Here is a 24,418-nt window from a genome sequence, read left to right as displayed (position 1 = left end):
CTACGACTCAGGCGCGAGATGATCAGGGCCTCTAGCTGATGATCGAGCAAGGCCAGCGATAGCTAGCGCACATTCGGCGCGCTCCAGGCGTAAATATCTGTTATCGAGCCATCCGCCTCTGCGTAGCTCGACTCGTGCACTAGGCCGGATTTGGTTAGCACGCGCTGCGACGCCCTGTGCTCTGCGGCCACGGTCGCGATGATCCTGGCGAGGCCATGCGCTGCGGCACCGTAGCCCAGCATCGCGCGCACGATCTCGGTGGCGAACCCCTGGCCCCACTGCGACCGAGCGAAGGCGTATTTGATCTCGGCGTCTGTCTGCCCGCCGGGGTGGACCAGCCCGCAGAATCCCACGACCGCGCCCGTTGCTCGATCGAGAACGGTGAACATGCCATACCCGCGGCTGGCATAGTTGCGCTCGGTGATGCTGAACCACGCCTCACACTCGCTCCTCGTGATGGGCTGGCCATCACCAACCCAGCGCATGGCCTCGGCATCGGAGTAGATCGCGTACAGCGCACCCATGTCTTGCGGCAGCCAGCGTCGGCAGATAAGGCGATCGGTTTCAAAAAGCATAGAGTGATCTCCGGGCTAGGCTGGCTCTTGATATGCTGCCAGCAGGGTGATAAAGCGCTCCACCGGGCCTCTTGCCGCCTCCGATGTGTTCTCCCGCACCGCCTGCGCGATCGTCCGCGCTGTTTGCCCACGTGTGTTCTCAAGGCGGGGGTCTGCGCCATGCTCCAGAAGGTAGCGCGCAGCTTCATAATCGACCTGGTAGGCAGCCCGTATCAGGCGGGTCTCGCCCGCCCGATTGCGGCTGTTCACATCTGCCCCATGCGCGATCAGCAGCGGGATGTAGGCGGCCTCCGCAAGCACAAGCGGCTGATTGAGGTTCACATCCGCCCCGTGCTCGATCAAGGCCTGCGCAACATTCAGGCCTTTATCGGGTGCCTGCACCGCGCACATGAGCGGGGTAAGCCCCCAGCTGTTTTGGGCGTTGACATGAGCGCCGCTCTGGAGCAGAAGAACCGTTTTTGCCAACCCTTCGGCAAGCATCAGTGGTGTAAAGCCATGCTGATCGCGCTCATTGACGGTATTTGGCGTAAGTACGGCGCGCAGATCTGCAAGCGTGCCATACCGCACGATATGAAAGATGTCCATAGCTACCATGATGTCACCTCAGTGCATGATACACGCCCCGCGCCTGAGCGAGTAGCCCCCAACGAGCAATGCCCTGGTGCGCAGGTTAGCGATGGATCGCCTGATCAATAAGCGCGATCGCCTGGGCTGTGCCGTTCTCGGCCTGGATGCGTGCGCCGAGCTGTGCGGCGCGCTCGCGCATCTGGGCATCGTGTACGGCTTGCTCGATCGCATCGGCTAGGTTGCGCACGGTGAGCTTGGCGCGCGGGATGGGCTGCGGCCCCACGCCCAACGATGCCACGCGCTGGCCCCAGAACGGCTGGTCGAAGCTGAACGGCACCACGATCGATGGCACCCCGCCGCGCAGCGCCGCCCCGGTGGTGCCCGCCCCGCCGTGGTGCACGATCGCCGCCATGTGCGGGAAGAGCCAGTGGTGCGGTATGCTGTCGACTAGGAATAGGTGCGCGGTGGGCTGCGCACCTTCGCCGAGCGCCCCCCAGCCCCCGGCGAGCACCCCGCGCTGGCCGCTGCGTGCCAGGGCCTCGGTCACCAGCGCGGTGGTTTTCTTTGGGTCTTTGCCCAGCATGCTGCCAAAGCCAATGTAGACGGGCGGCGGCCCCGCGTCTAGGAACGCAGCCAGCTCGGGCGGGGGCTGCCAGCCCGCAGGCGGGGGCAGAAACCAATAGCCGGTGACGTGATGATGCGCTGGCCAATCATCCGGGCGCGGCACCACGTGCGGGCTATAGGCGTAGAGCCGCAGCAGGCCGTGCTCGCGTAGGTGCCGAACCGGGTTGCGCATCGCGAACGGCGGCAGCCCGAGCACCTGGGTGCGCTGGCGGTTGGTGCTGGCGCGGAACAGCTGCCAGAAGAACTGCTCGAACAGCACGTGGGTCAGCCGGTTGATCGTGCCGCCGCCCTGCAGCCACGGCGGCACCACCGGCGATGGGAAGGCCCGCGTGGGCGTGACCGGCTGCATGGCCACCTCGATGAAGGGCACGCCGAGCTTCTCGGCCACGCTGTAGCTCGCCGGGCCGACCCCGATGATCAGCTCGCTCCCTTGGCAGGCCTCCCAGGTGTCGCGCGCCACGTCATCCATGATCGAGCGCAGCTCGTTGCGCAGCACGCGCAGGTTGCGGATCGACTTGCCCGACTGGGCTAGCACCCGGCTGCGCTCCTTCAGGTGTTCCTGCACGTTCACCCCCACCGGGAAGAAGTTGAGCGGATAGTCCTGGGCGAGCGCTGCGAAGTCTGGCGGGGCGACGAGCCGGATGTGATGGCCACCTGCCTGGTGGAGGGCCAGCGCCAGCGCCACATACGGCTGCACATCGCCTCGGGAGCCATAGCTGAGGAGTGTGATGTCCATGGTCGTTATCCTCGTTGATTGAGCGGCGGGCGGAAAGCGTGGGTGTGGTGTGTTGCTTGTTACATTTATCACAAGCTCAAGAGGATGTCAAGTGGGAATTTTCACAAACCCTCGCCAGACAGCCGGTGGCGCAGCAGGTTGTGTTATGGCCGCAGCCCCATGCGCAGCAGCGCGAGTGGCCGCTGCGCACTATGCTCGCTGAAGGCTTACCCGAGCGCCAACAGGCGCCGCGCTCTGGTCATTTGGGGGCGTCGCCGCTTAGCTCGGCCTGCACCCAGTTGCCCAGGAAGTCGCCCATGGTGAGCGGCACGCCCTGGTTGCGCAAAATGCCGTAGGCGCTGGCCATGTGGTAGAAGAAGTGGGGGATGGCGAGCGCGACCAGAAACTGACTGCCGCTAGCGCGCATCGAGCCACGGGGGCGCTCGACCACCACGGTCCGATCGAGGCTGCCTTCTAGATCGTCTGGCGCAGCTGCTCGGAGGTACGCGATCGTGGCGTCGAGCCGCTGGTGCAGCTCCGCAAAGCTGGTTGCATCACTGGTGTTCGGCACCGCTGGCTCGCCCAGCAGCAGCGCGATCGCCATCCTAGCTCCCTCTGCTGCCCAGTGGACCTGGGCGGCAAGCGTGTACATGTGCAGATCCATCGGCGAGGCATGCGCCGCACCGCCCTCGTCGGCGGCGAGCCGCGCGCCCAACAGCGCCGCCTCGCTGCTGCCGCTGGCGACGGCATGCGCTTCGGCCTTGGTCAGCTGCATCTTCAGGTTGTCCAGCCCACGTATGAAGAGGCCAGCAGACAGATCATAGGTGTTCAATGCCATGGGTACCCTTTCCTTTGGCCGCAAACGCGGCAGATAACGATACCACCATACTTCGGCCCAGCTGTGCTCGCACAGGTCTGGTCGAAGCTGATGCCTCAGGTTAACAGAGCGCTTTCGGGGCTAGGTCGGGCGATAGGCGGGGTTCCAGATAGATTCCCATGGCTGTGCCTGTGGGTTGAGCGCTTGCCACATCAGCATCTCTCCGGCTTCATCTGCCCCAAGCTCAGCGAACCCGCAGGATGTGTACAGCCGCTGCGCCGCCTGATTGCCGATGTGGTAGCCTACCGCGACCTCTTTCGCCTGGGGGTGGGCGCGGAAGAGGGCCAGCAGCTGATCGAGGGCGGCGCGGCCATAGCCATGGCCTTGATGCCCGTGGTCGATCATCAATCGCATGATGTAGAAGTGCTCGAAGGCTGGATCCACGTTATACAGCGCAAAGCCGATAGGTGTGGAGCCAAGCGCTATGGCGAGCGGGACAAGCCTGAGGTGGGCAAGCTCGCCAGCGAAGCCATAGTTGGCTTCGAGAAGGGAGAGGGAATTGGGGGCCACCCAGGCCTGCTGCTCGGGGGCCACCGCCAGCGCGGCAATGGCCTGCCAATTCGCCGCCGTGACGGCCTGAAGGGTGATAGACATGGATCTCCTCTCGGGTGCTGATCTAGCTGAACGGCAGCCAGACGCCGATCTCGTATTCGGCGATGGCAGGTGCCGCAGAGCTTGTGCTGTTAGGCCGCGATCTCTTTCATGAACACTATCTCAAGCGGTTCATTTGGCAGAAGTAGGCCACCAATATCTTTGTATCCGATTTTTCTGTAAAAATGCTGCGCTGTTTCGTTTGATTGTGTTGATGTCATCACGCTATGATAGCCTTTGGCGCTCATCTCTGCTTCCCAGTGGATTACCATCGATAAGCCAAGGCCCTTTCTCTGAAATGCTGATCTGATATAGAGCATATTCATAAAGGGAGTATTATCCCAGAACAAAGAGTACCGTAGCACCCCGATGACCGTACTATTTTCACGAGCTACATAGACCTCGCTGTTGCGAATTTTGTGTTCTAGTATGCTTTTCGCAATATGTTTATCTAATTCTAGTATGCCAACAATATCTTCTATTTTTGCATAGCTGATCATATGTTTATATCCTCAAACGATTTGATTCCCCACAGGATTTTTGTAAAAAAGATGTGTGCGACTATGGTTGAGATGATGCCGCGCGTGCGCAGCGCTGCTGGTTCATGCCGACTCGGTCGGGCTTGCTAGATCTATACTCGTAGGTTTTGCCGCAGCCCCTAGCGGGCATGGGCAAGAATGGCATCCACTACGCTGGCGAGCGGTGCCGTGGCGTCGATGATGATCGCACCCTTGGGCAGGCCCTGTTTGGTGGCGTGCTGCAGCCGCGCGAAGGCCTCGCCCTCGCTTGCCGTGCCGCCCCACTCGTCCTTGGGGCGGGCGGCTAGGCGGCGGTTTAGCGTGTCCAGATCGATCTCAAGCACAAACACGCCGTCGAACAGATCGATGAAGCGGTCGGAGTTCCGCGAGCCGCCGCAGAAGAACGTGGCCGCGTGGCTGTGGTCGGCCACCAAAGCCCGGACCTGCTCAACATCCCAGATCCAGCTGCGCCGCGCGTCGGCGCTATCATTCACAGGTGCCCCCGTCTCGGCATCGCCCCAGTAGGCCAGCTCTCGGTCGCCGTGGATGACGTGGTGGCCGCGCCGCTGCAGCTCGGTGCAGACCGTGGTCTTCCCGGCGCAGGAGACGCCGTCGATGAGGTAGTTTCTCACGCCCATGTGCGCTTTCCCCATACGCAATTCAGTCGAGATGCTACCGATTCAGCACGCCGTTGTGCGGCGCGTCGCTTCTGCCGATGAGATGCGCTGACACAATCGTTGGGCGGCGCATCACCGCGTGCGGAATGGCGCGACCAGGGCGCGCACGGCCTCGGTGGAGCCCCAGTCGTGATCGTACATGGCCATCAGCGCCATGTGCTGGCGCAGGTGGATGAGCGGCAGGCGGTCGAGCCAGCCCGGCTCTCGGCCCGTCAGCTGGCCGTACACGTCGAAGAGGCGGCGCGCCTCGGCGGGGTGCGGCGAGCACCACAGGTGGCTGAGGTCGACATCCGCCCACATGTAGGACACCGCCGGGTCGATCAGAGCTGGCTCGCCGTCGGCGGTGGCCAGGATGTTCTGCGCCCAGCAGTCGCCGTGGGTCAGGCAGGCGGGCTGCGGCGGCAGCAGCTCGGGCAGGCGCTGGCAGAGCCGCTCCAGCGCGCGGCGCTCGTCGGCGGCCAGCTTGGCCTGCACGCGCGGCTCCTCCAGCCAGCGCAGCACGCGCTTCTCGGCGAAGAACCGGAAGCCGTCGTCGTCCCAGCCGTTGCGCTGGGGCTTGCTGCCCAGCCAGTTGTCGTGGTGCCAGCCGTAGCGCTGCGAGATGGTGCCCATGTGTAGCTGCGCCAGGGTGTGGGCCGTGCGCTCCCAGAAGGCCTCGGTCGCTGGGCGCGGCTGCAGGGCCGAGAGCACCAGCGCGTCGCGGCCAGCGTGCACCACCTCGGGCGTGGCCACGCCGCCGAGCTGGCGCAGCGCCCGCAGGCCCTCGGCCTCGCGGGCGAAGAGGTCGTCGCCCTGCGGTGTCGCGAAGGTCTTGACGAATACCTGGCCGCCCGCGCGACGCGTGGCGATGCCCGCCACGGCGGCCATGCCCTCGGCGGAAGGCGCGATCGCGAGGATATCATCGATGCCTGCGGCGTGAAGCCGCTGTAGTAGCAGGTCGGTGGTCATAGCCCTCCGATTGGTCGGCACGCCGCACCCAAACGGTGCAGGGCAATCTTCTCTGATTATAGAGCGCCCTGCAGGATAGGTTCAATACTCCGTGGGACGTGGTTTTTCTGAGGGCGATGCGTTCTCGTTCGACAGAACGTTTTTACATCGTGGACATGGGCTCGACGCAATTATTGACGTAGGGGCGGGTCGCGTGCCCGCCCACACCGCGTTGCATCGCATGGATCACACCCATGGCGGCTCGGCAGCGGGATGCGCTGCTGGGCATCAGGCTCACTCGTACTGCAGATCGCGAGTGGAGGAAGCGTAAAGCTGCTGATGGCGAGTCTGCGCATCGTGCCAAGAGGAGGGGAAGGCAGCATGGCCAGACAGCACCTCATCAATGGCCGTGCGGATCTGATAGGCGCAGGTACGAGGGCTAACGCGACCAACCCCCGTGCCGAGACCAGGGATCGCGACTGACTGAACCACAGCGGCGACAGCGGTTCCATCGGGCAAGGTGCCGTATTTGGCGAGCAACAGCGCCGCGCGGCAGGCGAGATAGGGGTTGACGGAATCGCGCAGGATCATGGGAACGCGCATCGTTGGGGCCGCGATCAGATAGGGAATACGATCATGGTCTGTTGGGACGATCTCGGCGGTGCCAACCACAAGCTCGCCATAGTGCCGGGTCTGAATCAGCTGCTGGAGACGATATTGAACGTGCCAGCCAAAGAAACGGCTGTAGAGCATGTCAATACCGCCATCCATGAAGCCAAAGCTGTTGGCCGGGCTGACCACCGCGTCAACCGCTAGGTCGAGGATCGAACCTCGGTGGATGGTGACGTCGGCGATCCCAGCGCAGAAGTGTTCAAAGGCGTCGGCTAGGTCTGCCTCAACGGCAGCGAGAATAATGTTCATGTGAAAATTGCCCTGTTGATACGGTGATGGCTACGGTTGAAAAAGCCGAACGATCAGCACATGTCGCCACGCCACCATCTCGTGGCACGGCGACATGTGCTGTTGTCGGGCGCGATGAGCGCTTTTGCGAAGGCTTTGGGTGACGCTTCGCTATCAGTCAATTTCGAGATTGACCTCGAAGCCATATCCAAGAAGGTCGTTGAGCGTTAGCTCAACAATCTGATCATCTGGTAGATGCGAAGCAATCGCGGCTAGGCGATAGAGCTCTTGCTCAAGCTCGAAAATGCGCTGGCAGAGCTGGGAAATCTCTTCCTTCTCCTCGCTTGAGATATCATCTTGGCTGTAGAGGGTTGCTGCGCGAGACCCATGGCCATAGGTCGGCTGCGAGTTTCGCACAAGATAGGAGCGCACTTTTTTTGTCTGGGCCAGAAATTGGTCGAGAGTTTGATTACGCTTCTCCAGTCGCTGAAGGAGCTGCTCACGCCGACGAGAGAGCGCGGTTTTGATCTCTTTGCCACTTTTTTTGAACACAAGCTCCATAGAGGTGTTCCTTTCTTACGCATTGCCCCAACCTGTGTTTCGATGAGGGTTCGATGGCGGGCTAATTCCCAATGGATGCACACGCTATGCCCATAGCGCTTGATAGGTGATCCGCGGCCTATCTCTGGAGTTTTTTGTTTGTTGGCTAAGGGCATTATATACAATGTTGCTGCTGCTGTCAGATAAGATTCGAGCTACATGCTGACCCAAGCTCGTGCTTTGACTGCGTAGCTAGCACGCCCAGCGGCAAACGTACTCCATCGGGGCAATAGCAATGTCATGTTTTCCTCGCGGGCGTGCGCAAGGATGGTGTCCACCTAGCAGGCCAGATCCGCCGTGGATGGCGTGGTGGCCGCGCCGCTGCAGCCCGGCGCAGACGGTCGTCTGGCCAGCGCAGAAGATGCCCTCAATGCGGTGGTTTTTCACGCCCATGGGTGCCTTCCAAACGCCGTTGGGCGGCGTGCTCCCAGAAGGCGGCGGTCGGCGGCCCCGGCTGCAGGGCCGAGAGCACCAGCGCGTTGCGGCCTGGGCGTGGCCACGCCGCCCCGCTGGCACAGCGCCCGCAGGCCCTCGGCTGCCAGGGTGATCTCAAGCGCGTTGTCGACGCCCGCCGCACGAAGCCGCCGCAGCAGCAGGTCGGCTATGGTGGTGTTCTGCTCCATCAGCCCTGCTCAGCCAGCGCTTTCAGGGCCTGCAAGATCGGGCTGCCCGCCTCATCCTCGTCGCCCGCATCGCCCGCAGCCTGCTCGCGCGGGTCGTCTTGCACGATCGTCAGGTCGGTCGACCCGGCGCGCTCCTCAAGCCGGTAGGTCATCACAAAGCGGTTCTCCGGGCGATCTTCCAGCCCTGGCCGGGGCGCGAACAGCGAGTATCGCAGCAGGCGCGGCGCGTCGACCTCTAGGACCGTCCCGCTCTGGGTGAACAGCTGGCCGTTCCACTCGTTGCGGAACGCAATCGGGCTGCCCGCACCCCAGTCCGTCGCCAGATCGGTGCCGTACTGCCACTGCTTGACCAGCGTCGGCTGCGTCAGCGCATCCCAGACGCGTTCAGCCGGTGCCTGGATGGTGATCCGCGAGGTGGTTGTCTTCATCGATCTGCTCCTTGTGGCTTGGCGGCATCTGCGTGCGCATCGCCCTGCTCGGCGGCCTGGCTATGCGCGCCAGGGGTATGAGACGCGCTGGTCCCGGTCCGGTCGATCTGTCGCCGTTGGGCGATGGTGCGGGTTGGCGGGCGTGTGCCCTACATCGTTTTTGCGTCGCTCCAACCATAGGCAATGCGTGCAGCGTTGCGCGGGCGGGCCGACCTTCTGCGGCCTCGATGATGATGGTTCCTCTTTTCTGTTTGGTGTGTGCCCTGCGCGGGCGGCGGCTAGGGGCCAGCCCCTAGCGACCCCGCGAGGGGGCGATGCCCCCTTCGATCCCCCAATTTTGAGCGTTCCTATGCTGAAAACTAGCAGCTGGTGTTCGTGCATATGGCCAGTTTGCACGCGTAGCGCCTTCGCCGCATGGGCAAGGTGGGATGGTGCGCCGCAATCATGATTTTCATGCGAGCTGAGCGTATCGTTCACACCCGCGAGGGGGCGATGCCCCCTTCGATCCCCCAATTTTGGGCGTTCCCGTGCTGCTCCCTGGCTGCTGGTGTTCGTGCATATGGCCAGCGTGCACGCGTAGCACCTTCGCCGCATGGGCAAGGTGGGATGGTGCGCCGCAATCATGATTTTCATGCGAGCTGAGCGTATCGTTCACATGCAGCGCTACTGGCGGACTCAATGTTGCGCGCATGGTCTGGCACACCAGAGCGCACTATCTACCGCTTATCGCTCGACCCATGGCGTTGAACGATAGTATACCATCGCTGGCAAGCTCTCTCCCGTGATCTGCTGCATCTGGACGGCATGCGCAAAGAGGAGGGGTTGTGGCCGCTACGCATAGTAGGGGTCGTAGCTGCGCAGCAGGCCCTGGCACGCGCTGGCGAGGTCGTCGCGCGCGTCGCCCCATGTTTGCGCGATGGTGTCGCGATAGAATAGCTCGGGGGTGGCCACACCCTCTTCCTGCCAGATCTCAAAGATCACAGCGATGCCCCAGAAGACCCTAAAGTCTGGGTCATTCGAATAATCTTCGAAGAATTGGTAGCCCATAGTCCAGATAGCTGCGGCCCCTTCATACAGCGGGGTGCGGTTCTGCTGGAGGTCGTGGATGCTGCGCACCAGCTCGGCTCGCCGGAAGCGCGGCTCGTTATCCTGTGTGGTCGGCAGGTCGCGGATGATTGTCATAATCAGCTGGCGCAGGCGCTGATCCGCATCGGGGACGTGGAAGGGGAAGGCCAGCAGCTCGTCCTCCCAGAGCGCGCCGACGTACGCCGCGCGCGTGTCGGCCTGGTAGATGAAGCGCCCTAGCTCTTGGGCTGTCACATGCCCGAACAGGAAGCGGTAGAAGATGTCTGGCGGCTGTGGCGGCTGGTAGGTGTACCTAGCCCTGCGTGTCTCTTTGCGGCTGCCAATTTCCTGGGCGGGTAGCTCCTGGCGCTGTTCGCCCACCCTCGTGGCGCTCTAGGCTTGGTAGATGATGGTCCCAAATTTCTCCATTGGCACGCCCTCTTTCTGCAGGCCGCTGGCTACCTCCTTCATCGTGTCCCACCATGCTTTCCCAACGTAGGTTGTGGCGGGCGGCGTGGGTATCCCCAGCAGATCCTGGATGATCTGCTGGCGGCGGGCCGCGAAGTAGCTGGTGAAGCTGGAGAGCGCCTCGGCGCGCAGGTCATCGGGGGCGGAGCGCAGAAAGTGCAGCCGGATGCCCTTCTCTTGCGATACCGATAGCAGAAAGCTCAGGCCTGCCGCCGAGCGCATGGGCAGGATAGCGGTCTCGTCGGGGAGCGTGACGCGCATGACATCGCGCTCAATGCCGCCGAAGCAGCCCAGGATCTCCGCGAGGGCAAAGGTCTCGATGCTGTCCATGGACTCGTAGACGCGGTCGATGACGCCGAGCGCGTGCGCTAGGGATGCGGGCGTTTCCTCGGCGGAGGGGAACCACATGGCGTAGCTGCCCGAGACCGCGCCGCCGCTGTCGGCGGAGAAGTGATCGGAGAAGCGCGGCCCTTGGCGGTCCGGCGCGGGGGGCTGGGCGGGGCTGCGGCGCTTTTTGAGCCAGGAGAACATGGTGTGCCTCTCGAATATCGCATGCCAGCGCGCCACCGCGTCGGCGCTGGGTTTGGGTCGGCGTGATCTGTCTGTAGTAGGTAAAGTCGGCGTGATGGCGCTCGCGGTGGAAGCGATGGATCTCGTCGCTCATCTCTTTTCCTCTGCGCGACCTGATCGGCGCTGTCGCCCCGCAGCGGGATCACGAAGTGGGCCTGCGGGAAGGCTCGCGGTGCGTGCGATGGCATGGGCGCAGGGTGCGCAGGGGCAGCTGACCGCGAGGACGTGCGCACCCACAATCGACCAGGGCGGCCTTGTGCATTGGGCTGCCTTGGCCGCCCTGGTCGATTGAGCGCGGTGGTGGTTGCGGCGACCCTGGCCTACTCCACGCCGTCTTTCTGGCGGAGGATGTCGCCCAGCTCCGCGACGGTGGTGAAGAAGGCATCCCCCATAAAGCGCAGGCTGGCCATGGCGCGGTCGCCCGCCTCCTCATGGCCAGCACCGCAGGCGTCGGTGACAACAATAGGGATGTACCCTAGGTCCGCGCCGTGGCGAACCGTCGGCTCGATGCCGATCTCGGTGGCGACCCCAACGATGGCGAAGGCCTGGATGCCGCAGTCCCGCAGGGCGATGTTGAGCGGCGTCCCTTCAAAGGCCGAGAAGGTGATCTTGTCAAAGATCGCCTCGGTGGGCAGCGGCGTCAGCTCGGGGGCGAGCGCGAACCCAGGTGTGTCGCGGAGGAACCACGGCTGCACATCGGCCACGGAGTCGGCGCGCTGCCACGCCATAGCCTGGCGCAGCTGGAAGACGCCGGCCAGGTTGTTCGGCAAGGACATATGGCGCATGAAGAAGATCCGCACGCCCGCCTCGCGCGCCATCTGCACGACCTCGGCCACCTTGGCGGTGATCGCAGGGCCATTTTTAAGCTGGTGCAGGATGCCGACCTGCATGTCGTAGACGATCAGGGCCATTCGCTGCGGGCTGCAAGCCTCCTCGATGCGCTGTGGGATTTCGAGGCCAAACGCTTTCTGCACAGAACGCTCCTTGATTTCATTCGATCTGCCGCGCTGGGGCGGCACATCTCTCTTCTGCGGGGCCATGTGAGAGCCGCGCCTCTGCCCATCGCTCTGCGCTGAAGGGGGCACCGCCCTGGCATGCGTGCGACGGCGGCCCCCAGCGGATCTTGGATGGGCGCATCGGCGGCGGGGTGCTGCTATGACCCTAACGCAAACACAAAGCGGCTCGGCTGATCGGCATATTGCTGGGCCTGGGTCGGCGTGATCTGGCCATAGTAGGTGAAGTCGGCGTGATGGCGCTCGCGGTAGAAGCGATGGATCTCGTCGCTATTCTTGGGTGCGCCTACGATGCGATCCTCGGCGAAGTGATCGTTTGGGCCTTCCCAGAAGAGCTGGCTGCCCTCGATATGATCTTGGTACTGCGTCGCGCTCGCCTGCTTCTCTTTTGTGACAAAGAGGATGATCTTGTGGTCATTCTTCGGCGTGACGACGCCGCGAGCGAGCGCCTGGGGTGCCGCATAGCCCCAGATGCGCACGAGATCATTGCGCGAGTAGGTCTGGCCGACGGCGATCGCTTCAAAGGAGACGGGCACAGCGATAGCTCCTTCCTCCGTGGGTCTCTCGGTGTGGGATGACGCCGCTAAGTATAGCATAGGCGCGGATGGGGTAGCTGAATAGCTGTGGGTGTGCCTTGGGGCTGTGCGCGGGGGGCTTGTGGGGCTGCGGGCGGGGCGTGGAGGCTGTATCAGCGCGGGCGGTGGCTTGGGGAGGGGTGGGTAGCGCTGATGCCCGCTGTGGGCGCTGCCCGGTGTCGCTGGGCGCGTCGCCAGGCATGGCGGAGGGATCATTAGGCATGGCGAATGCATTATGATTTTGCCTGACTCGCCCCATCGGGCATTTGTTGGGTGAGCATTGATCCGTACTGAGGTTGGAGGAATAGATGATTACATAAGATAGTTCATGACAAGCTATTTTATGTGGTTATCCGATGATAATAAGCTATGGTTTGTTGATGGGATTTTGTTAGTCGTAGAGTCACGATAGAGTTATTCTTGCTCGAAATCAACCACTTGTTCCACTTCATGAGAACCAACGAGAATAGACATGCCTCGTACAACGCCCCTATTAGGAGTACAGATATGGTATAGTGATCGCATAGCTTCGTAGAGAATCACTATGACAGGTTCACCTTCTACTGTGTCGTTCTTTCCTACTTCGGCGTAGTAAGATTTTCCATTATGATGATATCGTAGACTGAAGATCTTTCTATCAGCGAACTCAGCGCCTAGTTGTTCAGAGAGAAATCTTTTTGTACTGTCGTAAACGTTCTGTTCTTGTTCTTTATCTTTAGCGTATGGGATGAAAAATTTCATACAAACCTTTCATATTTATTGGTTGGGGTTTTTGATAAATTAATGCTATATTTGATAGAGTTATTTAAATTGTGTTTAATTCTATGTGTTTTTCTTATTTTGAAAATCAATAGCAAGTTGTAGAAAATCGATAAGCGTCTTGCTGGGTTTAGACGGGGTGAGTGAATTTATTATATTGAGTATATTTATTTCGATGTTACTGGTTGGATGTTTTTCTTTTGCAAAGAGCGACATTGCAAAAGCTCTATATATAGGGTCATTGAACGAATATTTTCCTGAAGCTGTATTGTATCTAATCAATGACCCTCGCTCTGATGACTGAAGCTTATTAAGGTATATAGTTAGATTACCAGACGGGTAGTCTGCCTGATCCTTTCTGATAATTGTTAAAAGTTCTCCATGGGTAGCACCATCTTGTCCAGACTTTGCCAGAGCACGTAAAATAAGCCTATTGTTATCAAAACGCCCAGCTTTTGTTTTTCGAAATGCTTTTTCAAAAGCACTTTTAAGAGTATCTGAGGCGTTTTCTAAATACATTTCAAGTGCTTGTGCTAATTCTTGATGGGTTATAATTTGTTTATCATGGATTTTTGTTTCCATAATATCTGCTGCAAAACATATATTAAGAAGAAGTTGGTGACAGACAGAAGCGACTCCATTAGAGTAGTTAGTGATTCCGGATTTAACTTGATCGTCGACGAGAAAATTTAGTAAATCTTCGCCTTTGGTTATAATTTGTCTAATTTCATATTCGCTCATAAGCGGAACATATATTTCAGAAACACGATTTCTCATTTCTGGATCATATTCTATAACTTGTCTTGCAGTATCTACTGCACCAATAGCTATGATCTTAAGTGTAGGATATTCATCGGACATATCCATAAATAACTTCATAACCTGGGAAAGATTTTTCTTTTGAATAGAATTAATCTTATGAAAGTCTTCTAATACCCAACAACACTTAGATTTTCCTAGGAGTTTGGCAAGTGTCTGTGGCGTAAGTTGAGGAGGTAAGATTCGTTGCTGCTTTGTTTGAGTTTGTTCATCTATTTGTGATCCAATTTGTGATCTTATCACAAAGTACTCGGCTTGGATTGAAGAAGATATTTGTGCGGATTTGGATTTAACTTGCTCGGTTTCAAAAAATGTATTAAGTTGATCAAATGCATTTATTATCATCTGATCAAATGTCATATCGGAAATACACCTAGTAGTTATATGATTCTCGTAAAGTTGATGTAATTTATTGACAAGTAGAGTAGTCTTGCCTGATCCAGAATGACCATATACAACGATTTGCTTGCCTGGGGTTTGAAGTGCGCTAACTAGTTTGTCATTAATTACATCACGCTCAACAAATGTTGCACGTGCAGGACGTGTTGGTGTAAAAACATCGGTTACGTGATATATTTCTGGTTTGGTCATATTATTTATCTTTGATTATATACTTAGGTGTAAATATATAAAATGTGAAAGAAAAAATATTGATAGAAAAATATTAAACTATATTTTGATATTTTATGTGTAACATGTTGTTCCTGAAAGTCTTGTGTTATTATTATGTGAATATGATAAAATTTTAGGAATTTGCTTAATCAGCTATTAAGTTATTTGTTCGAAGATAATATATCATATCGTAAACACTTTTGCCCCTTCATTATACACCCTTGTCAAGCCCCTGTCAGGGTGCTCTCCGCCCCGCCCCGGCGCACAAAACAGCGCGGCCCCCCTTCCGGCGGGCCGCGCTGCGGGGTGGATGCTATGCGGGGCTAGGGGACGATGAAGCGCCAGGCGTCGGTGTCGAACTTCTCGCGGACGCGGCGCTCGGCCTCGGCCTGCTCGGCGGGGGTGAGGCTGGAGTCGGCGAGGCCGTACTTGGCGCGGAAGGTGGCGACGAGCTGGGCGATGATCGCCTCGCGGGGCAGGCCGGTCTGGCTGCGCACGGGGTCGACGCGCTTGGCGGCGCTGGCGGTGCCCTTGTCGCTCAGCTTCTCGCGCCCGATGCGCAGCACCTCCAGCATCTTGGCGCTGTCGATGTCGTAGGCCATGGTCACGTGGTGCAGCACCGCGCCGGGGTGGCGCTTCTGGGCCGCGCCGCCGATCTTGCCGCCCGCCGAGGTGATGTCGTTGATCGGCTGGTACCAGGCCTTCACGCCCACCTCGGCGAAGGCGTCGATCACCCACTGGTCGAGGAAGGCGTAGGAGTCGACGGTGGGCATGCCCGCCACCAGCGCCTGGGGCGCGTAGATCGAGTAGGTGATGGTGTTGCCCGGCTCGATGAACATCGCGCCGCCGCCGCTGATGCGGCGCACCACGTGGACATCGTGGCGGGCCGCGCCATCCAGGTCCACCTCGTTGCGCACCGACTGGAAGCGCCCGATCACCACCGCGTTGCTGGCCCACTCCCAGATGCGCAGCGTGGGCGGCCTGCGGCCTGCGGCCACCTCCTCCAGCAGCACCTCGTCGAGGGCCATGTGCCAGGCGGGCTGGAGCGCCGCGCCGTGGATGAGCTGCCACGGGTATGATCGCCACGCGGCGTCGCGGTTCGGTGTGCTCATCGCGCGCCCCCCTCGACCGCGCGGCGCACCGCCACGGCCACACCCTCGGGCGTGATGCCGATCAGCTCGGCGTCGCCCGCGGCCTCGCGCACCGCCTGGGCGATGCTGGCCTCGTCGGCCTGGGCGGGCAGCCCGGCCACGGCGGCGGCCATGCGGCCCAGCGCCTCATCCGGCTCCAGGAAGAAATCCCCGCTCAGCTCTATATCGCAGAGCCGCCCGTCGCGCACATCCAGGTCGACCACGACCAGCTTGCCGCCGGGCACCTTGTACTCACCGTGCATTGCTACTTCTCCATAGAAACGGCCCTTGGCCCCATTATACGAATAAATACGTTCGGCGCGGCGTATGCGATCTCGGCGGCGGTGATGGCGAGCGGCGGCACCAACATGATCAGCGTGCCGACCACCTGGGTGCGGGTGTAGCCCGGCTGCCACCACGCCTCGACCCAGATGAAGAAGGCGTAGGTGGCCAGCGCAGCCATGGCCCAGGCGTGGCAGCGCCAGCGCGGCCACTGGCCGGGCAGCGCGGCGGCCAGCCCCACCAGCCAGATCAGGTACCAGCCGCGCGCGCTGGCCAGCGCCAGGATCAGCACGAACAGCGTCTCGAAGCAGGCGCGGGGCAGGCGCTGCGGGCTGCGGCGCAGGCGGGCCATCTGCCACAGCACGGTGAGGCCGAGCGCCGCAGCCCCCACCAGCGTGGCCCAGTGCTCCACCTGGCGCGGGGCGTGGGGCGGGGCCAGCAGCGCCAGCGCCAGCGAGGTGGGCGAGGTGTAGGGCAGGGCCTGCTGATCGGCCAGGGCGCGGGGGATGGCGGCCAGATCGTAGAAGGGGAACAGCGCCAGGGCGACCGCCGCCGCGCACAGGGCGGCGCTGGCCAGGGCCGCGCGGGGCCGCTGGCGGGGCGGCAGCCGGAACCACACCGCCACGGCGGCCAGCGGCAGCAGCGGCAGCGCCACATACTTCAGCAGCGTGGCCAGCACCAGCAGCGGCAGCACCAGCGTATCGCGCCGGGCCTCCCAGGCCCACAGCGCCAGCAGGATCAGCAGGATGACCAGCGTATCGTTATGCGCGTTGCCCACGCCCTCCCACAGCACCAGCGGGTTCCACATGAAAAAGAGCGCGGCGCTGCTGGCGCGCTGGCCGTGCCGCCCGCGATGGGCGGTGCGCATGGCCACATAGCCCGCCGCCAGCACGCACAGCGCCGAGAGCAGCTTGAAGCCCAGCAGGGCCAGCGGCATGTCAGCCCCGCTCGCGGCGGTGATCGGCGCGCCCACCAGATTCCACAGCGGCCCGTAGGGCGAGACCCGCGCGGCCCAGTACTGCGTGGCGAAGGGCATCCAGGCGTCGCCGGGGTGCGCGGCGAACGGGATGGCGATGGGGTTCTCGCCATAGGCTGTGAGCAGGCGCGAGCGCACCGCGTAGAGGAACACGTCGATGGCGCTCACCGGGTAGAGCCACACGAAGGCGAAGGCCAGCGCCGCGCCCCAGCCGAAGGCCGCCGCGACTACGTGGCGCGCGGCCAGCCGCCTGCTCTCGCGCAGGGCGGCGAAGTACAGCAGCCAGAGCGCCGCCATGCCGCCCAGGTAGCCCGCGAACTCGGCGGGCTGATACTTCGCCAGCTTCCCAATGTCGGCCAGGGCGTGGGCGTTGGGGATGAGCGGGTAGCGCCACACGAAGGCGCTGGCCACCAGCAGCATTCCTGCGCCGTAGAGCCACAGCAGCAGCGGGCCGCGCGCTGGCTGCGGGGGGTAGGCGGCCATGCTAGGCGGCCCCCTGTCGCGCCGCGCGCGGCTGGGCCGAGGCCCGCGACCAGCGCGGCGCGGCCCAGCCCCAGGCCAGCACCAGCAGCGGCGGCCCGTAGACCAGCGCCGAGAGCAGCACGTGCCACAGCGACTCGGTCTCGCGCAGGCCCCAGCGCGGCAGCACGAAGGTGGTGGCCATGTAGGTGAGCGTGCCGGTCATACACATCAGCGCCACCGCCCAGGCCGTGTGGCGCAGCCCCGGCACCAGCGCCACCAGCGCCAGCGCCCACAGCGCGTACCAGGGCTGGAACCACGGGTTGGCCACGAAGAAGAACCACAGCGTCAGCCAGATCATGTGGCGCGCCAGCTGCTCGGGGGCGCGGAAGCTGAGCCAGGTGGCCCAGAGCACGCCCAGCACCAGCAGCACCATGCCAGCGCCCGACGCCACATCCTTGGCCCCCTCCTCGCCGAAGGGCGCGATCAGCAGCGGGCGCACGGCGGCCAGCCAGGTGGCGTTGTACAGGCTCTTGCGGTTGGCGAAGTTGATGAAGGTGTCGGCACCGGCCCAGTAGGGTGCGTAGGCCAGCACGATCAGCGCCAGGCAGGCCAGCCCGCCCAGCACCAGCAGGTGCGCGCGCCGCCGCCACGTGGGCATGCGCCGCAGCGAGCTGACCAGCACCAGCGGCGCGTAGAGCAGCGCCAGGTATTTGATCAGCGCGCCCAGCGTGAGCGCGACCATGGCCCACCAGGGCCGCGCAAGCCCCACCTGCTCGCGCGGCGCGCGGGCGCTGGGCGCGGCCAGCCACACCGCCAGCACGATCGGCAGGATGAGCCACACGTCGTTATGGCCCACCGCCACGGTCTCCCACAGCGCCATGGGGTTCCACAGCCAGATGTAGAGGCCGGTGCGGCGGTGCTGCGGGGCGATGCGCCCGAGCGCCAGCCAGATCGCCGCGCCGCACAGGGCGTAGCCCAGCACCGCCAGCAGCTTGTAGGCGAAGATCAGGCTGAGCAGCTGGGCCTGGGCCACATCCGGCGCGCCGGGCCGCTCGCCCGCCAGCCAGGCGGCCAAGTGGCTCATGGCCACCCACAGCGGCCCGTAGGCGGTGACGGCGTTGCGCCACACCACGTAGAGGTAGAGGCTGTCGCCGCTGTACTGGTTGGGCGGCACCACGAAGGTGTTGGCCCCGTAGCGCGCGGCCATGCGCCCACTGAACAGGTAGTCGTACAGGTCGGTGGAGGTGATCGGCTGGGTCGCGAGCAGGAGGCCGACCGCCAGCGCGGGGAAGAGCAGCAGCAGCGCCAGCGCGCCGCGCCCGCCGGGCTGCCGTGTGCGCAGGGCGTACCAGCCCAGTGCGTACAGCGCGAACAGCGCCACCACCACCGCCGCCATGGCCGCCCCGGTGGCCGGGTTGGACTGGGTGTAGTTCTTGAGCACGAAGCGCTGCTTGGTGTACAGATCCAGCAGCGGGTAGCACCGCCAGATCAGGGCGTACAGCGCCGTGGAGAGCGCGCCGATGGCCAGCAGCCACGGCACGGCGGACCGCGTCTCGCGGCCCTGGGGGAATCTGTGGGTCATGCAGTTGCCCTATCGTACAGCTCTAAAAGAACAGAAGTCCAGGCCTCGCCTGAACTTCTGTCACGCCATTGGACATATGCGGGCCGCTACTGGGGTGCCATGCATCTGGCATGCCAGCGGCGGCGGTTTTGCGCGGCCCTGCGGGCGCTTTTGTGGCGCTCATCATAGCATAAAAGCGCCCGCCGCCAACGGCTTTACCACCAAGACATCAAGGCACCAAGGAACACGAGAACGAATACCACGAAGGCACGAAGGCACGAAGGGAATGAATGGGAATAGGGGATTGCCCGCTACCGCATCCCACCTGGTCCATGCGGCGAAGGTGCCGCTGATGTTTTGATGGCCATATGCACGAACGCCAGCTGCCAGAAAACAGCATTGGAACGCCTTAAATTGGGGGTTCCAAGGGGCGACTCCCTCTGGCGGGGTTCCGAGGGGCTGGCCCCTCGGCGCCGCCCGCGCAGGGCATGCACCCACCACACAAGCGGGACCGATTAACCACGAAGGAGAACGGCTTTACCACCAAGACACCAAGACTCTGAGGGGACGAATACCGCGAGGGGGAACCGCTTTACTACCAAAATACCAAGGCCCGAAAGGACTGCCTAAACTATGGACGAGCATCCGAAAAATAGCACATAGCGTCCGAAAAATGCACCATTGCCGGAAACATACCGCTTGTCCGAAAAATCATTTTACACCCCATACGCTATTATTTACCGCGATTACTCAACCGTGGCGGTAGAAATAAAACGTAGCGCGGTATTCTCCACATAGATCACGCCAGAATCCTTAACGCATTTTTTATACTAGGGCAACCGCGATGTTCAAATAAGGGCGAGAACACGCATGAAACACACTGGTGTGTGAAGGAGAGATCTCAATGACGATCGCACGCAAAGCCCGGCACGTATTCCTGGTTGGCATCATCGGGGCCTTGGCCCTGGCCACCCAGGCCCTGCCGCTCCAGGCGCAGTCATCGACGCTGCTGAGCGACACCTTTGAGGATGGCAACGCGGATGGGTGGGCGACCACCGGCGGCAGCTGGTCGGTGGTGACGGATGGCTCGAAGGTCTACCAGCAGAGCACCGTCAGCGGGCAGTCGCGCTCGCTCGCTGGCTCGTCCTGGGCCGACCAGACCGTCGAGGCTAAGGTCAAGCCGCTCTCGTTCAGCGGCGGCAGCGAGTATGTGGGCGTGATCGCCCGCGCCCAGAGCGCGACCAGCTTCTACACGCTGATCATCCGCAACGCCAACAAGATCGAGCTGCGCCGCATCTCCTCGGGGTCGACCAACACGCTCACCTCGGTCTCGTTCACGGTGGATACCAACACATGGTACACGCTCAGGCTGCAGGTGCAGGGCAGCACGCTCACCGGCTACGTGAACGGCACCAAATATGTGACCGCCACCGACAGCCAGTACGCCTCTGGCCAGGTGGGCCTGGTGACCTATAACGGCACCGCCTCGTTCGACGACGTGAGCGTGACCGGCGCTGGCGGCACCACGCCGACCACCGTGCCCACCAGCACGCCCACCAAGACATCCACGCCGGTGCCCGGCACCGCCACGCCCACTAGGACGGCCACACCCGTGACGCCGACCACCGTGGCGACGGCCACGGCTATCCCGGCCACGCCGGTGCCTGGCTCGGCCATCTACGCCGCGCCCAACGGCAGCGACAGCGCGGCGGGCACAATCTCGGCCCCCACCACGCTCACCTCCGCGATCACGCGGGTGGCGGCGGGCGGCATCATCTACCTGCGCGGCGGCACCTACAGCTACGCCACGCCGGTGATGATCGAGCGCGGCAACAATGGCACATCCAGCGCCCGCAAGCAGCTGTTCGCCTACCCCGGCGAGACGCCGATCCTCGACTTCTCGGCCATGGCCGAGCTTTCCACCAACCGTGGTCTGAGCGTCAACGGCTCGTACTGGCACGTGAAGGGCCTGATCGTGCAGCGCGCCGGTGACAACGGCGTGTTCGTGGGCGGCAACAACAACATCATCGAGCGCGTGGTGACGCGCTACAACCGCGACACCGGCCTGCAGCTTGGCCGCTACGTCTCCACCGCCGCCTACGCCGACTGGCCGGCCAACAACCTGATCGTCAGCTGCGAGTCGCACGACAACGCCGACTCGGATGGCGAGGATGCGGACGGCTTCGCGGCCAAGCTGACCGTCGGCCCGGGCAACATCTTCCGCTACGATGTCTCGCACAACAACATCGACGACGGCTGGGATCTGTACACCAAGAGCGACACCGGCGCGATCGGCGCGGTGACGATCGAGAACTCGATCGCCTATAACAACGGCACGCTGAGCGATGGCTCGACGGCTGGCAATGGCGACCGCAACGGCTTCAAGCTGGGCGGCGAGGACATCGGCGTCAACCACATCATCCGCAACAACTTGGCCTACCACAACGGCAAGCATGGCTTCACCTGGAACCGCAACACCGGCAGCATCCAGATGACCAGCAACGTGGCGGTGGACAGCGGCGAGCGCAACTTCACCTTCGAGGGCGGCTCGTCGGTGTTCAAGGGCAACCTGTCGTGCCGCACCTCCAGCGGCTCGAACGACAAGATCGTGGGCACCGACGCTGGCTCGAACGCGTGGTGGATGGGCTCGAACGCCTCGGCCTGCTCGTCGTACACCGGCAGCTTCTCGTGGTCGTTCAACAGCGACGGCAGCCTGAGCTACTCGTTCAAATAGCCTAAAGTTAGGCACATAGCAAGAGCAGCGCTCACCCCAGAAGGGTGAGCGCTGCTCTTGCTATGTGCTGTGGGCCTACCCAGCGCGCAGCAGGATGTGGTTGTGCGAGGGGTCGCGGGTCAGCCAGCCGTCGGCGCGGCGCTCCAGCGGGGCCTGGGCGGCGCGGATGCGCTCCAGGGTGGCATCCAGCGCCGCCGCGTCGGGCAGCACCAGCTCGTACTCGATCAGGCGGGCCGCGCCCTCGGGCGGCGCACCCACGCCCACGCCCGCCCAGGTGTTCATGCCCAGGTGGTGGTGGTAGCCGCCCGCGCTCACAAAGCTGGCCTGGGGCAGCGCAGCCATGCGATCCATGCCCAGCACGCCCAGGTAGAACGACTCGGCCTCGGGGATGCGCGCGACCTGCAGGTGCACATGGCCCATGGTGGTGCCCTGGGGCAGGCCGCCCCATGCGGGCGGGTTCTCGCCCAGCTCGCCCAGGATGTCGTAGATATCGAGCGCCACCGTGGTCATCAGGAAGCTGCCCTTGGCGTCGTACCAGCGCTCGCGCGGGCGGTCGCGGTAGATCTCGATCCCGTGGCCGTCGGGGTCGGAGAGGTAGAGCGCCTCGCTCACGATATGGTCGGAGGCCCCGCCGATCGGCGTCTGGGCCTCGGCGAAGTGCTTGATGATCAGGGCTAGGTCGCGGCGGCTGGGCAGCAGCAGGGCGAAGTGGTAGAGGCCGGTGGCGCGGCGCACCACGCGCGCGCCGGGCTGCTGGCGCAGGTGCAGCAGCGGCAGGCCCGCCACGCCAAACGTGGCGCTGGTGGCGTCGCGGCCCAGCTCGGCCAGGCCGATGTGCTCCTGGTAGTAGGCGCTGGAGCGGGCGAGGTCGGCCACGCTCAGCGTGACCGCGCCCACCGATGTGCGCGGGTCGATAGGCGATGCGGTTGCGGCGGCGGGCGCTGCTACGGTAGGTGTTGTCATATGTGTTCCCCGAGGCGGTAGGTTGATACGGCTGCTATGGTGGATATGATAGGGTATGCGGGTCCCTCGGGGTGTCCCTGGCGGTGTCCTCGGGCGGCGGGGTGCGCCAGCCCGCCAGGATGCGGCGGGACGGTGTGGGTGCCTGGGCAGGCTCGTTACCCAATGGCGAGGCCGCGCGGCCTGGCATCGCCAGACCACACGGCGGCGCGCCAGCACCTAGCGGCGCAGGCGCAGGCTTTGGCTGATGAGGGTCAGCAGCTCGTCGATGTCGAAGGGTTTGGCCAGGGTCGCCGTGGCCCCCTCGTTCAAGAACCGCTGCGGGTGCATGCCCGCCGTGGCCATGATCACCGGCAGGGTGCGGAACCGGCCTGCGCGCAGGCGGCGCAGCACCTCATCGCCCGTCATCACAGGCATAGCCACATCGAGGATCACGAGGTCGGGCTGGTAGGACTCGATGGCCAGCAGCGCGCTCGCGCCGTCGTGGACGATTCGAACACTGTAGCCCTCGTCAACCAGCACCTCGCGGACAAACTCGGTGATCGGCTGCTCGTCGTCGGCGATCAGAATTGTAGCGGGCATATTCATGATGTTGTGTACAATGGCGGATCTTTCAGAGCTCGCTGAGGACCATACGCTCATTGGCGAGCGTCTGTCGACCGCAGCTTCCATAGCATGGCAGCAATAATCGTTCCGTTAGTGTAGCATATCATCGCTTTTCTGCCACGGCTATAGCCAGTTGTGTGATGATTTACTCAGGTGCAGGTGGCTGCGAGCGCCTAGCGAAGCGCGCCAGCGGCCACCAGGCCGAGGATGAGCAGCCCGGCCAGGATGCGGTAGATGCCAAACGAGACCCAGCTGTGGCGGGCGATATAGCGCAGCAGCCAGCCAATGCTGAACCATGCAGTGATCATAGCCACCACGGTGCCCACGATCAGGCGCGGCACATCGGCTGATGTCACCATGTCCAGGCTACCCAGCAGATCCACCACGGTGGCCGCGCCCAGCACGGGCATGGCCATGTAGAACGAGAACGTGGTGGCCGTCGGGCGATCCAGCCCGGCCAGCATGCCGCCCACCACCGAGGATGCCGAGCGCGAGACGCCGGGGATGAGCGAGAACACCTGGGCCACGCCGATACCCAGCGCCTGACGGAAGCTGGTCTTCTGTACGTCGGTGGTGGTCACCCGCAGGGTCAGCCGCTCGACCAGCAGCAGGATGATGCCGCCGACGATCAGCGCGATCGCGATGGTGGTAGGCGACTCGAACAGCACGGCCTTGATCCACTTGCGCAGCAGCAGCCCTAGCAGACCCGCCGGGATGCACGCTATCACGATGCTGGCCCAGAAGTGGCGCACCTGCGCGCTGCTGGGCAGGGCGCGGGCCTGCTGGATGAGGTCGCGGGCGTAGTAGGCCACCACAGCCAGGATCGCGCCGAGCTGGATGAAGATCTCGAAGGTACCGCCGATATTCTCTTGGAAGTTGAGCAGCTTGCCCACCACCAGCAGGTGTCCGGTGGATGAGATCGGCAGCCACTCGGTGATGCCCTCGACCACGCCGAGCGTCACCACGTTCCACCATGTGCGCACCTCGCCTGTGGCGAGCAGGTTGCCAGCAACCAAGATCGCCGCGAGCGCCGCGAGCACGAGCCATGTGGTGGCCTGGCCGCGCCCGCGCGCGCCGGATGTCTTCTGCATAGGTTCACGAGCCTTTCTCTAGCTGTGCGCCGCCACGCTGGCGACAGACAAAATGGCCCCCTGCGCACTGTACGATCGCAGGGGGCCGCACCGCTTGGGCTATTATAGATCTG

General features: G+C 62.6%; 26 protein-coding genes. 1 reads left to right on the top strand and 25 read right to left on the bottom strand.

Annotated features, from left to right (window positions below):
- Positions 1–62: 62 nt before the first annotated feature.
- The 22 genes from F8S13_24130 to F8S13_24025 all read right to left on the bottom strand — a co-directional run bounded on the left by F8S13_24130 (position 63) and on the right by F8S13_24025 (position 18,935).
- Complete coding sequence (locus tag F8S13_24130) at positions 63–575, bottom strand: GNAT family N-acetyltransferase (protein KAB8140323.1); 513 nt, start codon at positions 573–575, stop codon at positions 63–65.
- A 15-nt stretch (positions 576–590) separates the two neighbouring features.
- The gene (locus F8S13_24125) at positions 591–1,169 is read right to left on the bottom strand and encodes a hypothetical protein (GenBank protein ID KAB8140322.1); all 579 of its coding nucleotides are present in this window, start codon (positions 1,167–1,169) and stop codon (positions 591–593) included.
- Between the two features lie 76 nt (positions 1,170–1,245).
- Positions 1,246–2,502 carry a glycosyltransferase family 1 protein gene (locus F8S13_24120; protein ID KAB8140321.1) on the bottom strand — a complete coding sequence of 419 codons (1,257 nt, stop codon included), beginning with the start codon at positions 2,500–2,502 and terminating at the stop codon, positions 1,246–1,248.
- Between the two features lie 238 nt (positions 2,503–2,740).
- On the bottom strand, positions 2,741–3,319 hold the full coding sequence (locus F8S13_24115; protein KAB8140320.1) for a DUF1993 domain-containing protein: 579 nt from the start codon (positions 3,317–3,319) through the stop codon (positions 2,741–2,743).
- Between the two features lie 120 nt (positions 3,320–3,439).
- Positions 3,440–3,952: a GNAT family N-acetyltransferase gene (locus F8S13_24110; GenBank protein KAB8140319.1), complete on the bottom strand. Its 513-nt coding sequence runs from the start codon at positions 3,950–3,952 to the stop codon at positions 3,440–3,442.
- 89 nt (positions 3,953–4,041) lie between these two features.
- Positions 4,042–4,449 (bottom strand): GNAT family N-acetyltransferase, encoded by a 408-nt coding sequence (locus F8S13_24105; GenBank protein KAB8140318.1) that lies wholly within the window; start codon positions 4,447–4,449, stop codon positions 4,042–4,044.
- Between the two features lie 158 nt (positions 4,450–4,607).
- On the bottom strand, positions 4,608–5,105 hold the full coding sequence (locus F8S13_24100; GenBank protein KAB8140317.1) for an AAA family ATPase: 498 nt from the start codon (positions 5,103–5,105) through the stop codon (positions 4,608–4,610).
- A 111-nt stretch (positions 5,106–5,216) separates the two neighbouring features.
- Positions 5,217–6,092 (bottom strand): fructosamine kinase family protein, encoded by an 876-nt coding sequence (locus tag F8S13_24095; GenBank protein KAB8140316.1) that lies wholly within the window; start codon positions 6,090–6,092, stop codon positions 5,217–5,219.
- A 273-nt stretch (positions 6,093–6,365) separates the two neighbouring features.
- Positions 6,366–6,992, bottom strand: a complete 627-nt coding sequence (locus tag F8S13_24090) for an Appr-1-p processing protein (GenBank protein KAB8140315.1) — start codon at positions 6,990–6,992, stop codon at positions 6,366–6,368.
- A 153-nt stretch (positions 6,993–7,145) separates the two neighbouring features.
- Positions 7,146–7,532 carry a hypothetical protein gene (locus F8S13_24085; GenBank protein KAB8140314.1) on the bottom strand — a complete coding sequence of 129 codons (387 nt, stop codon included), beginning with the start codon at positions 7,530–7,532 and terminating at the stop codon, positions 7,146–7,148.
- 422 nt (positions 7,533–7,954) lie between these two features.
- Positions 7,955–8,194, bottom strand: coding sequence for a hypothetical protein (locus F8S13_24080; protein KAB8140313.1), 240 nt, complete (start codon positions 8,192–8,194; stop codon positions 7,955–7,957).
- On the bottom strand, positions 8,194–8,622 hold the full coding sequence (locus F8S13_24075) for an SRPBCC domain-containing protein (GenBank protein ID KAB8140312.1): 429 nt from the start codon (positions 8,620–8,622) through the stop codon (positions 8,194–8,196). The genes F8S13_24080 and F8S13_24075 overlap by 1 nt, the downstream gene beginning before the upstream one ends.
- Positions 8,623–9,453: 831 nt before the next feature.
- On the bottom strand, positions 9,454–10,068 hold the full coding sequence (locus F8S13_24070) for a hypothetical protein (GenBank protein ID KAB8140311.1): 615 nt from the start codon (positions 10,066–10,068) through the stop codon (positions 9,454–9,456).
- Positions 10,069–10,080: 12 nt separating this feature from the next.
- The gene (locus tag F8S13_24065) at positions 10,081–10,686 is read right to left on the bottom strand and encodes a hypothetical protein (GenBank protein ID KAB8140310.1); all 606 of its coding nucleotides are present in this window, start codon (positions 10,684–10,686) and stop codon (positions 10,081–10,083) included.
- A 359-nt stretch (positions 10,687–11,045) separates the two neighbouring features.
- Positions 11,046–11,765, bottom strand: coding sequence for a cysteine hydrolase (locus tag F8S13_24060; protein KAB8140309.1), 720 nt, complete (start codon positions 11,763–11,765; stop codon positions 11,046–11,048).
- Positions 11,766–11,878: 113 nt separating this feature from the next.
- Positions 11,879–12,547, bottom strand: a complete 669-nt coding sequence (locus tag F8S13_24055) for a DUF3427 domain-containing protein (GenBank protein KAB8140308.1) — start codon at positions 12,545–12,547, stop codon at positions 11,879–11,881.
- 180 nt (positions 12,548–12,727) lie between these two features.
- Positions 12,728–13,054 carry a hypothetical protein gene (locus F8S13_24050; protein KAB8140307.1) on the bottom strand — a complete coding sequence of 109 codons (327 nt, stop codon included), beginning with the start codon at positions 13,052–13,054 and terminating at the stop codon, positions 12,728–12,730.
- Positions 13,055–13,135: 81 nt separating this feature from the next.
- Positions 13,136–14,482, bottom strand: a complete 1,347-nt coding sequence (locus F8S13_24045; protein KAB8140306.1) for an AAA family ATPase — start codon at positions 14,480–14,482, stop codon at positions 13,136–13,138.
- Between the two features lie 344 nt (positions 14,483–14,826).
- Positions 14,827–15,615, bottom strand: coding sequence for a lipoate--protein ligase family protein (locus F8S13_24040; protein KAB8140305.1), 789 nt, complete (start codon positions 15,613–15,615; stop codon positions 14,827–14,829).
- The gene (locus F8S13_24035; protein KAB8140304.1) at positions 15,612–15,896 is read right to left on the bottom strand and encodes a biotin--protein ligase; all 285 of its coding nucleotides are present in this window, start codon (positions 15,894–15,896) and stop codon (positions 15,612–15,614) included. The genes F8S13_24040 and F8S13_24035 overlap by 4 nt, the downstream gene beginning before the upstream one ends.
- 2 nt (positions 15,897–15,898) lie before the next feature.
- Complete coding sequence (locus F8S13_24030) at positions 15,899–17,374, bottom strand: DUF2029 domain-containing protein (protein KAB8140303.1); 1,476 nt, start codon at positions 17,372–17,374, stop codon at positions 15,899–15,901.
- A 1-nt stretch (position 17,375) separates the two neighbouring features.
- Positions 17,376–18,935 carry a hypothetical protein gene (locus tag F8S13_24025; protein KAB8140302.1) on the bottom strand — a complete coding sequence of 520 codons (1,560 nt, stop codon included), beginning with the start codon at positions 18,933–18,935 and terminating at the stop codon, positions 17,376–17,378.
- An 883-nt stretch (positions 18,936–19,818) separates the two neighbouring features.
- On the opposite strand from F8S13_24025, the gene F8S13_24020 reads away from it, so the two are divergent.
- Entirely contained in the window at positions 19,819–21,648 is a 1,830-nt protein-coding gene (locus F8S13_24020; GenBank protein KAB8140301.1) for a DUF1080 domain-containing protein, read from the top strand.
- Between the two features lie 75 nt (positions 21,649–21,723).
- Here the strand turns inward: F8S13_24020 and F8S13_24015 are convergent, their stop codons facing one another.
- From F8S13_24015 to F8S13_24005, 3 genes are all read right to left on the bottom strand, one after another.
- The gene (locus tag F8S13_24015; GenBank protein KAB8140300.1) at positions 21,724–22,611 is read right to left on the bottom strand and encodes a VOC family protein; all 888 of its coding nucleotides are present in this window, start codon (positions 22,609–22,611) and stop codon (positions 21,724–21,726) included.
- 216 nt (positions 22,612–22,827) lie between these two features.
- The gene (locus F8S13_24010) at positions 22,828–23,280 is read right to left on the bottom strand and encodes a response regulator (GenBank protein KAB8140299.1); all 453 of its coding nucleotides are present in this window, start codon (positions 23,278–23,280) and stop codon (positions 22,828–22,830) included.
- A 107-nt stretch (positions 23,281–23,387) separates the two neighbouring features.
- Positions 23,388–24,305, bottom strand: a complete 918-nt coding sequence (locus tag F8S13_24005; GenBank protein ID KAB8140298.1) for an undecaprenyl-diphosphate phosphatase — start codon at positions 24,303–24,305, stop codon at positions 23,388–23,390.
- Positions 24,306–24,418: the final 113 nt, after the last annotated feature.

The organism is Chloroflexia bacterium SDU3-3 (genome assembly GCA_009268125.1).
In the GTDB taxonomy this organism is placed as follows: domain Bacteria; phylum Chloroflexota; class Chloroflexia; order Chloroflexales; family Roseiflexaceae; genus SDU3-3.
This window is presented reverse-complemented; position numbering and strand designations above follow the sequence as displayed.

Coding starts and splice junctions, on each gene's coding strand:
- F8S13_24130 (KAB8140323.1), bottom strand. CDS start 575: ATGCTTTTTGAAACCGATCGCCTTATCTGCCGACGCTGGCTGCCGCAA.
- F8S13_24125 (KAB8140322.1), bottom strand. CDS start 1,169: ATGGTAGCTATGGACATCTTTCATATCGTGCGGTATGGCACGCTTGCA.
- F8S13_24120 (KAB8140321.1), bottom strand. CDS start 2,502: ATGGACATCACACTCCTCAGCTATGGCTCCCGAGGCGATGTGCAGCCG.
- F8S13_24115 (KAB8140320.1), bottom strand. CDS start 3,319: ATGGCATTGAACACCTATGATCTGTCTGCTGGCCTCTTCATACGTGGG.
- F8S13_24110 (KAB8140319.1), bottom strand. CDS start 3,952: ATGTCTATCACCCTTCAGGCCGTCACGGCGGCGAATTGGCAGGCCATT.
- F8S13_24105 (KAB8140318.1), bottom strand. CDS start 4,449: ATGATCAGCTATGCAAAAATAGAAGATATTGTTGGCATACTAGAATTA.
- F8S13_24100 (KAB8140317.1), bottom strand. CDS start 5,105: ATGGGCGTGAGAAACTACCTCATCGACGGCGTCTCCTGCGCCGGGAAG.
- F8S13_24095 (KAB8140316.1), bottom strand. CDS start 6,092: ATGACCACCGACCTGCTACTACAGCGGCTTCACGCCGCAGGCATCGAT.
- F8S13_24090 (KAB8140315.1), bottom strand. CDS start 6,992: ATGAACATTATTCTCGCTGCCGTTGAGGCAGACCTAGCCGACGCCTTT.
- F8S13_24085 (KAB8140314.1), bottom strand. CDS start 7,532: ATGGAGCTTGTGTTCAAAAAAAGTGGCAAAGAGATCAAAACCGCGCTC.
- F8S13_24080 (KAB8140313.1), bottom strand. CDS start 8,194: ATGGAGCAGAACACCACCATAGCCGACCTGCTGCTGCGGCGGCTTCGT.
- F8S13_24075 (KAB8140312.1), bottom strand. CDS start 8,622: ATGAAGACAACCACCTCGCGGATCACCATCCAGGCACCGGCTGAACGC.
- F8S13_24065 (KAB8140310.1), bottom strand. CDS start 10,686: ATGTTCTCCTGGCTCAAAAAGCGCCGCAGCCCCGCCCAGCCCCCCGCG.
- F8S13_24060 (KAB8140309.1), bottom strand. CDS start 11,765: ATGGCCCCGCAGAAGAGAGATGTGCCGCCCCAGCGCGGCAGATCGAAT.
- F8S13_24055 (KAB8140308.1), bottom strand. CDS start 12,547: ATGCATTCGCCATGCCTAATGATCCCTCCGCCATGCCTGGCGACGCGC.
- F8S13_24050 (KAB8140307.1), bottom strand. CDS start 13,054: ATGAAATTTTTCATCCCATACGCTAAAGATAAAGAACAAGAACAGAAC.
- F8S13_24045 (KAB8140306.1), bottom strand. CDS start 14,482: ATGACCAAACCAGAAATATATCACGTAACCGATGTTTTTACACCAACA.
- F8S13_24040 (KAB8140305.1), bottom strand. CDS start 15,615: ATGAGCACACCGAACCGCGACGCCGCGTGGCGATCATACCCGTGGCAG.
- F8S13_24035 (KAB8140304.1), bottom strand. CDS start 15,896: ATGCACGGTGAGTACAAGGTGCCCGGCGGCAAGCTGGTCGTGGTCGAC.
- F8S13_24030 (KAB8140303.1), bottom strand. CDS start 17,374: ATGGCCGCCTACCCCCCGCAGCCAGCGCGCGGCCCGCTGCTGCTGTGG.
- F8S13_24025 (KAB8140302.1), bottom strand. CDS start 18,935: ATGACCCACAGATTCCCCCAGGGCCGCGAGACGCGGTCCGCCGTGCCG.
- F8S13_24020 (KAB8140301.1), top strand. CDS start 19,819: ATGACGATCGCACGCAAAGCCCGGCACGTATTCCTGGTTGGCATCATC.
- F8S13_24015 (KAB8140300.1), bottom strand. CDS start 22,611: ATGACAACACCTACCGTAGCAGCGCCCGCCGCCGCAACCGCATCGCCT.
- F8S13_24010 (KAB8140299.1), bottom strand. CDS start 23,280: ATGGAAGCTGCGGTCGACAGACGCTCGCCAATGAGCGTATGGTCCTCA.
- F8S13_24005 (KAB8140298.1), bottom strand. CDS start 24,305: ATGCAGAAGACATCCGGCGCGCGCGGGCGCGGCCAGGCCACCACATGG.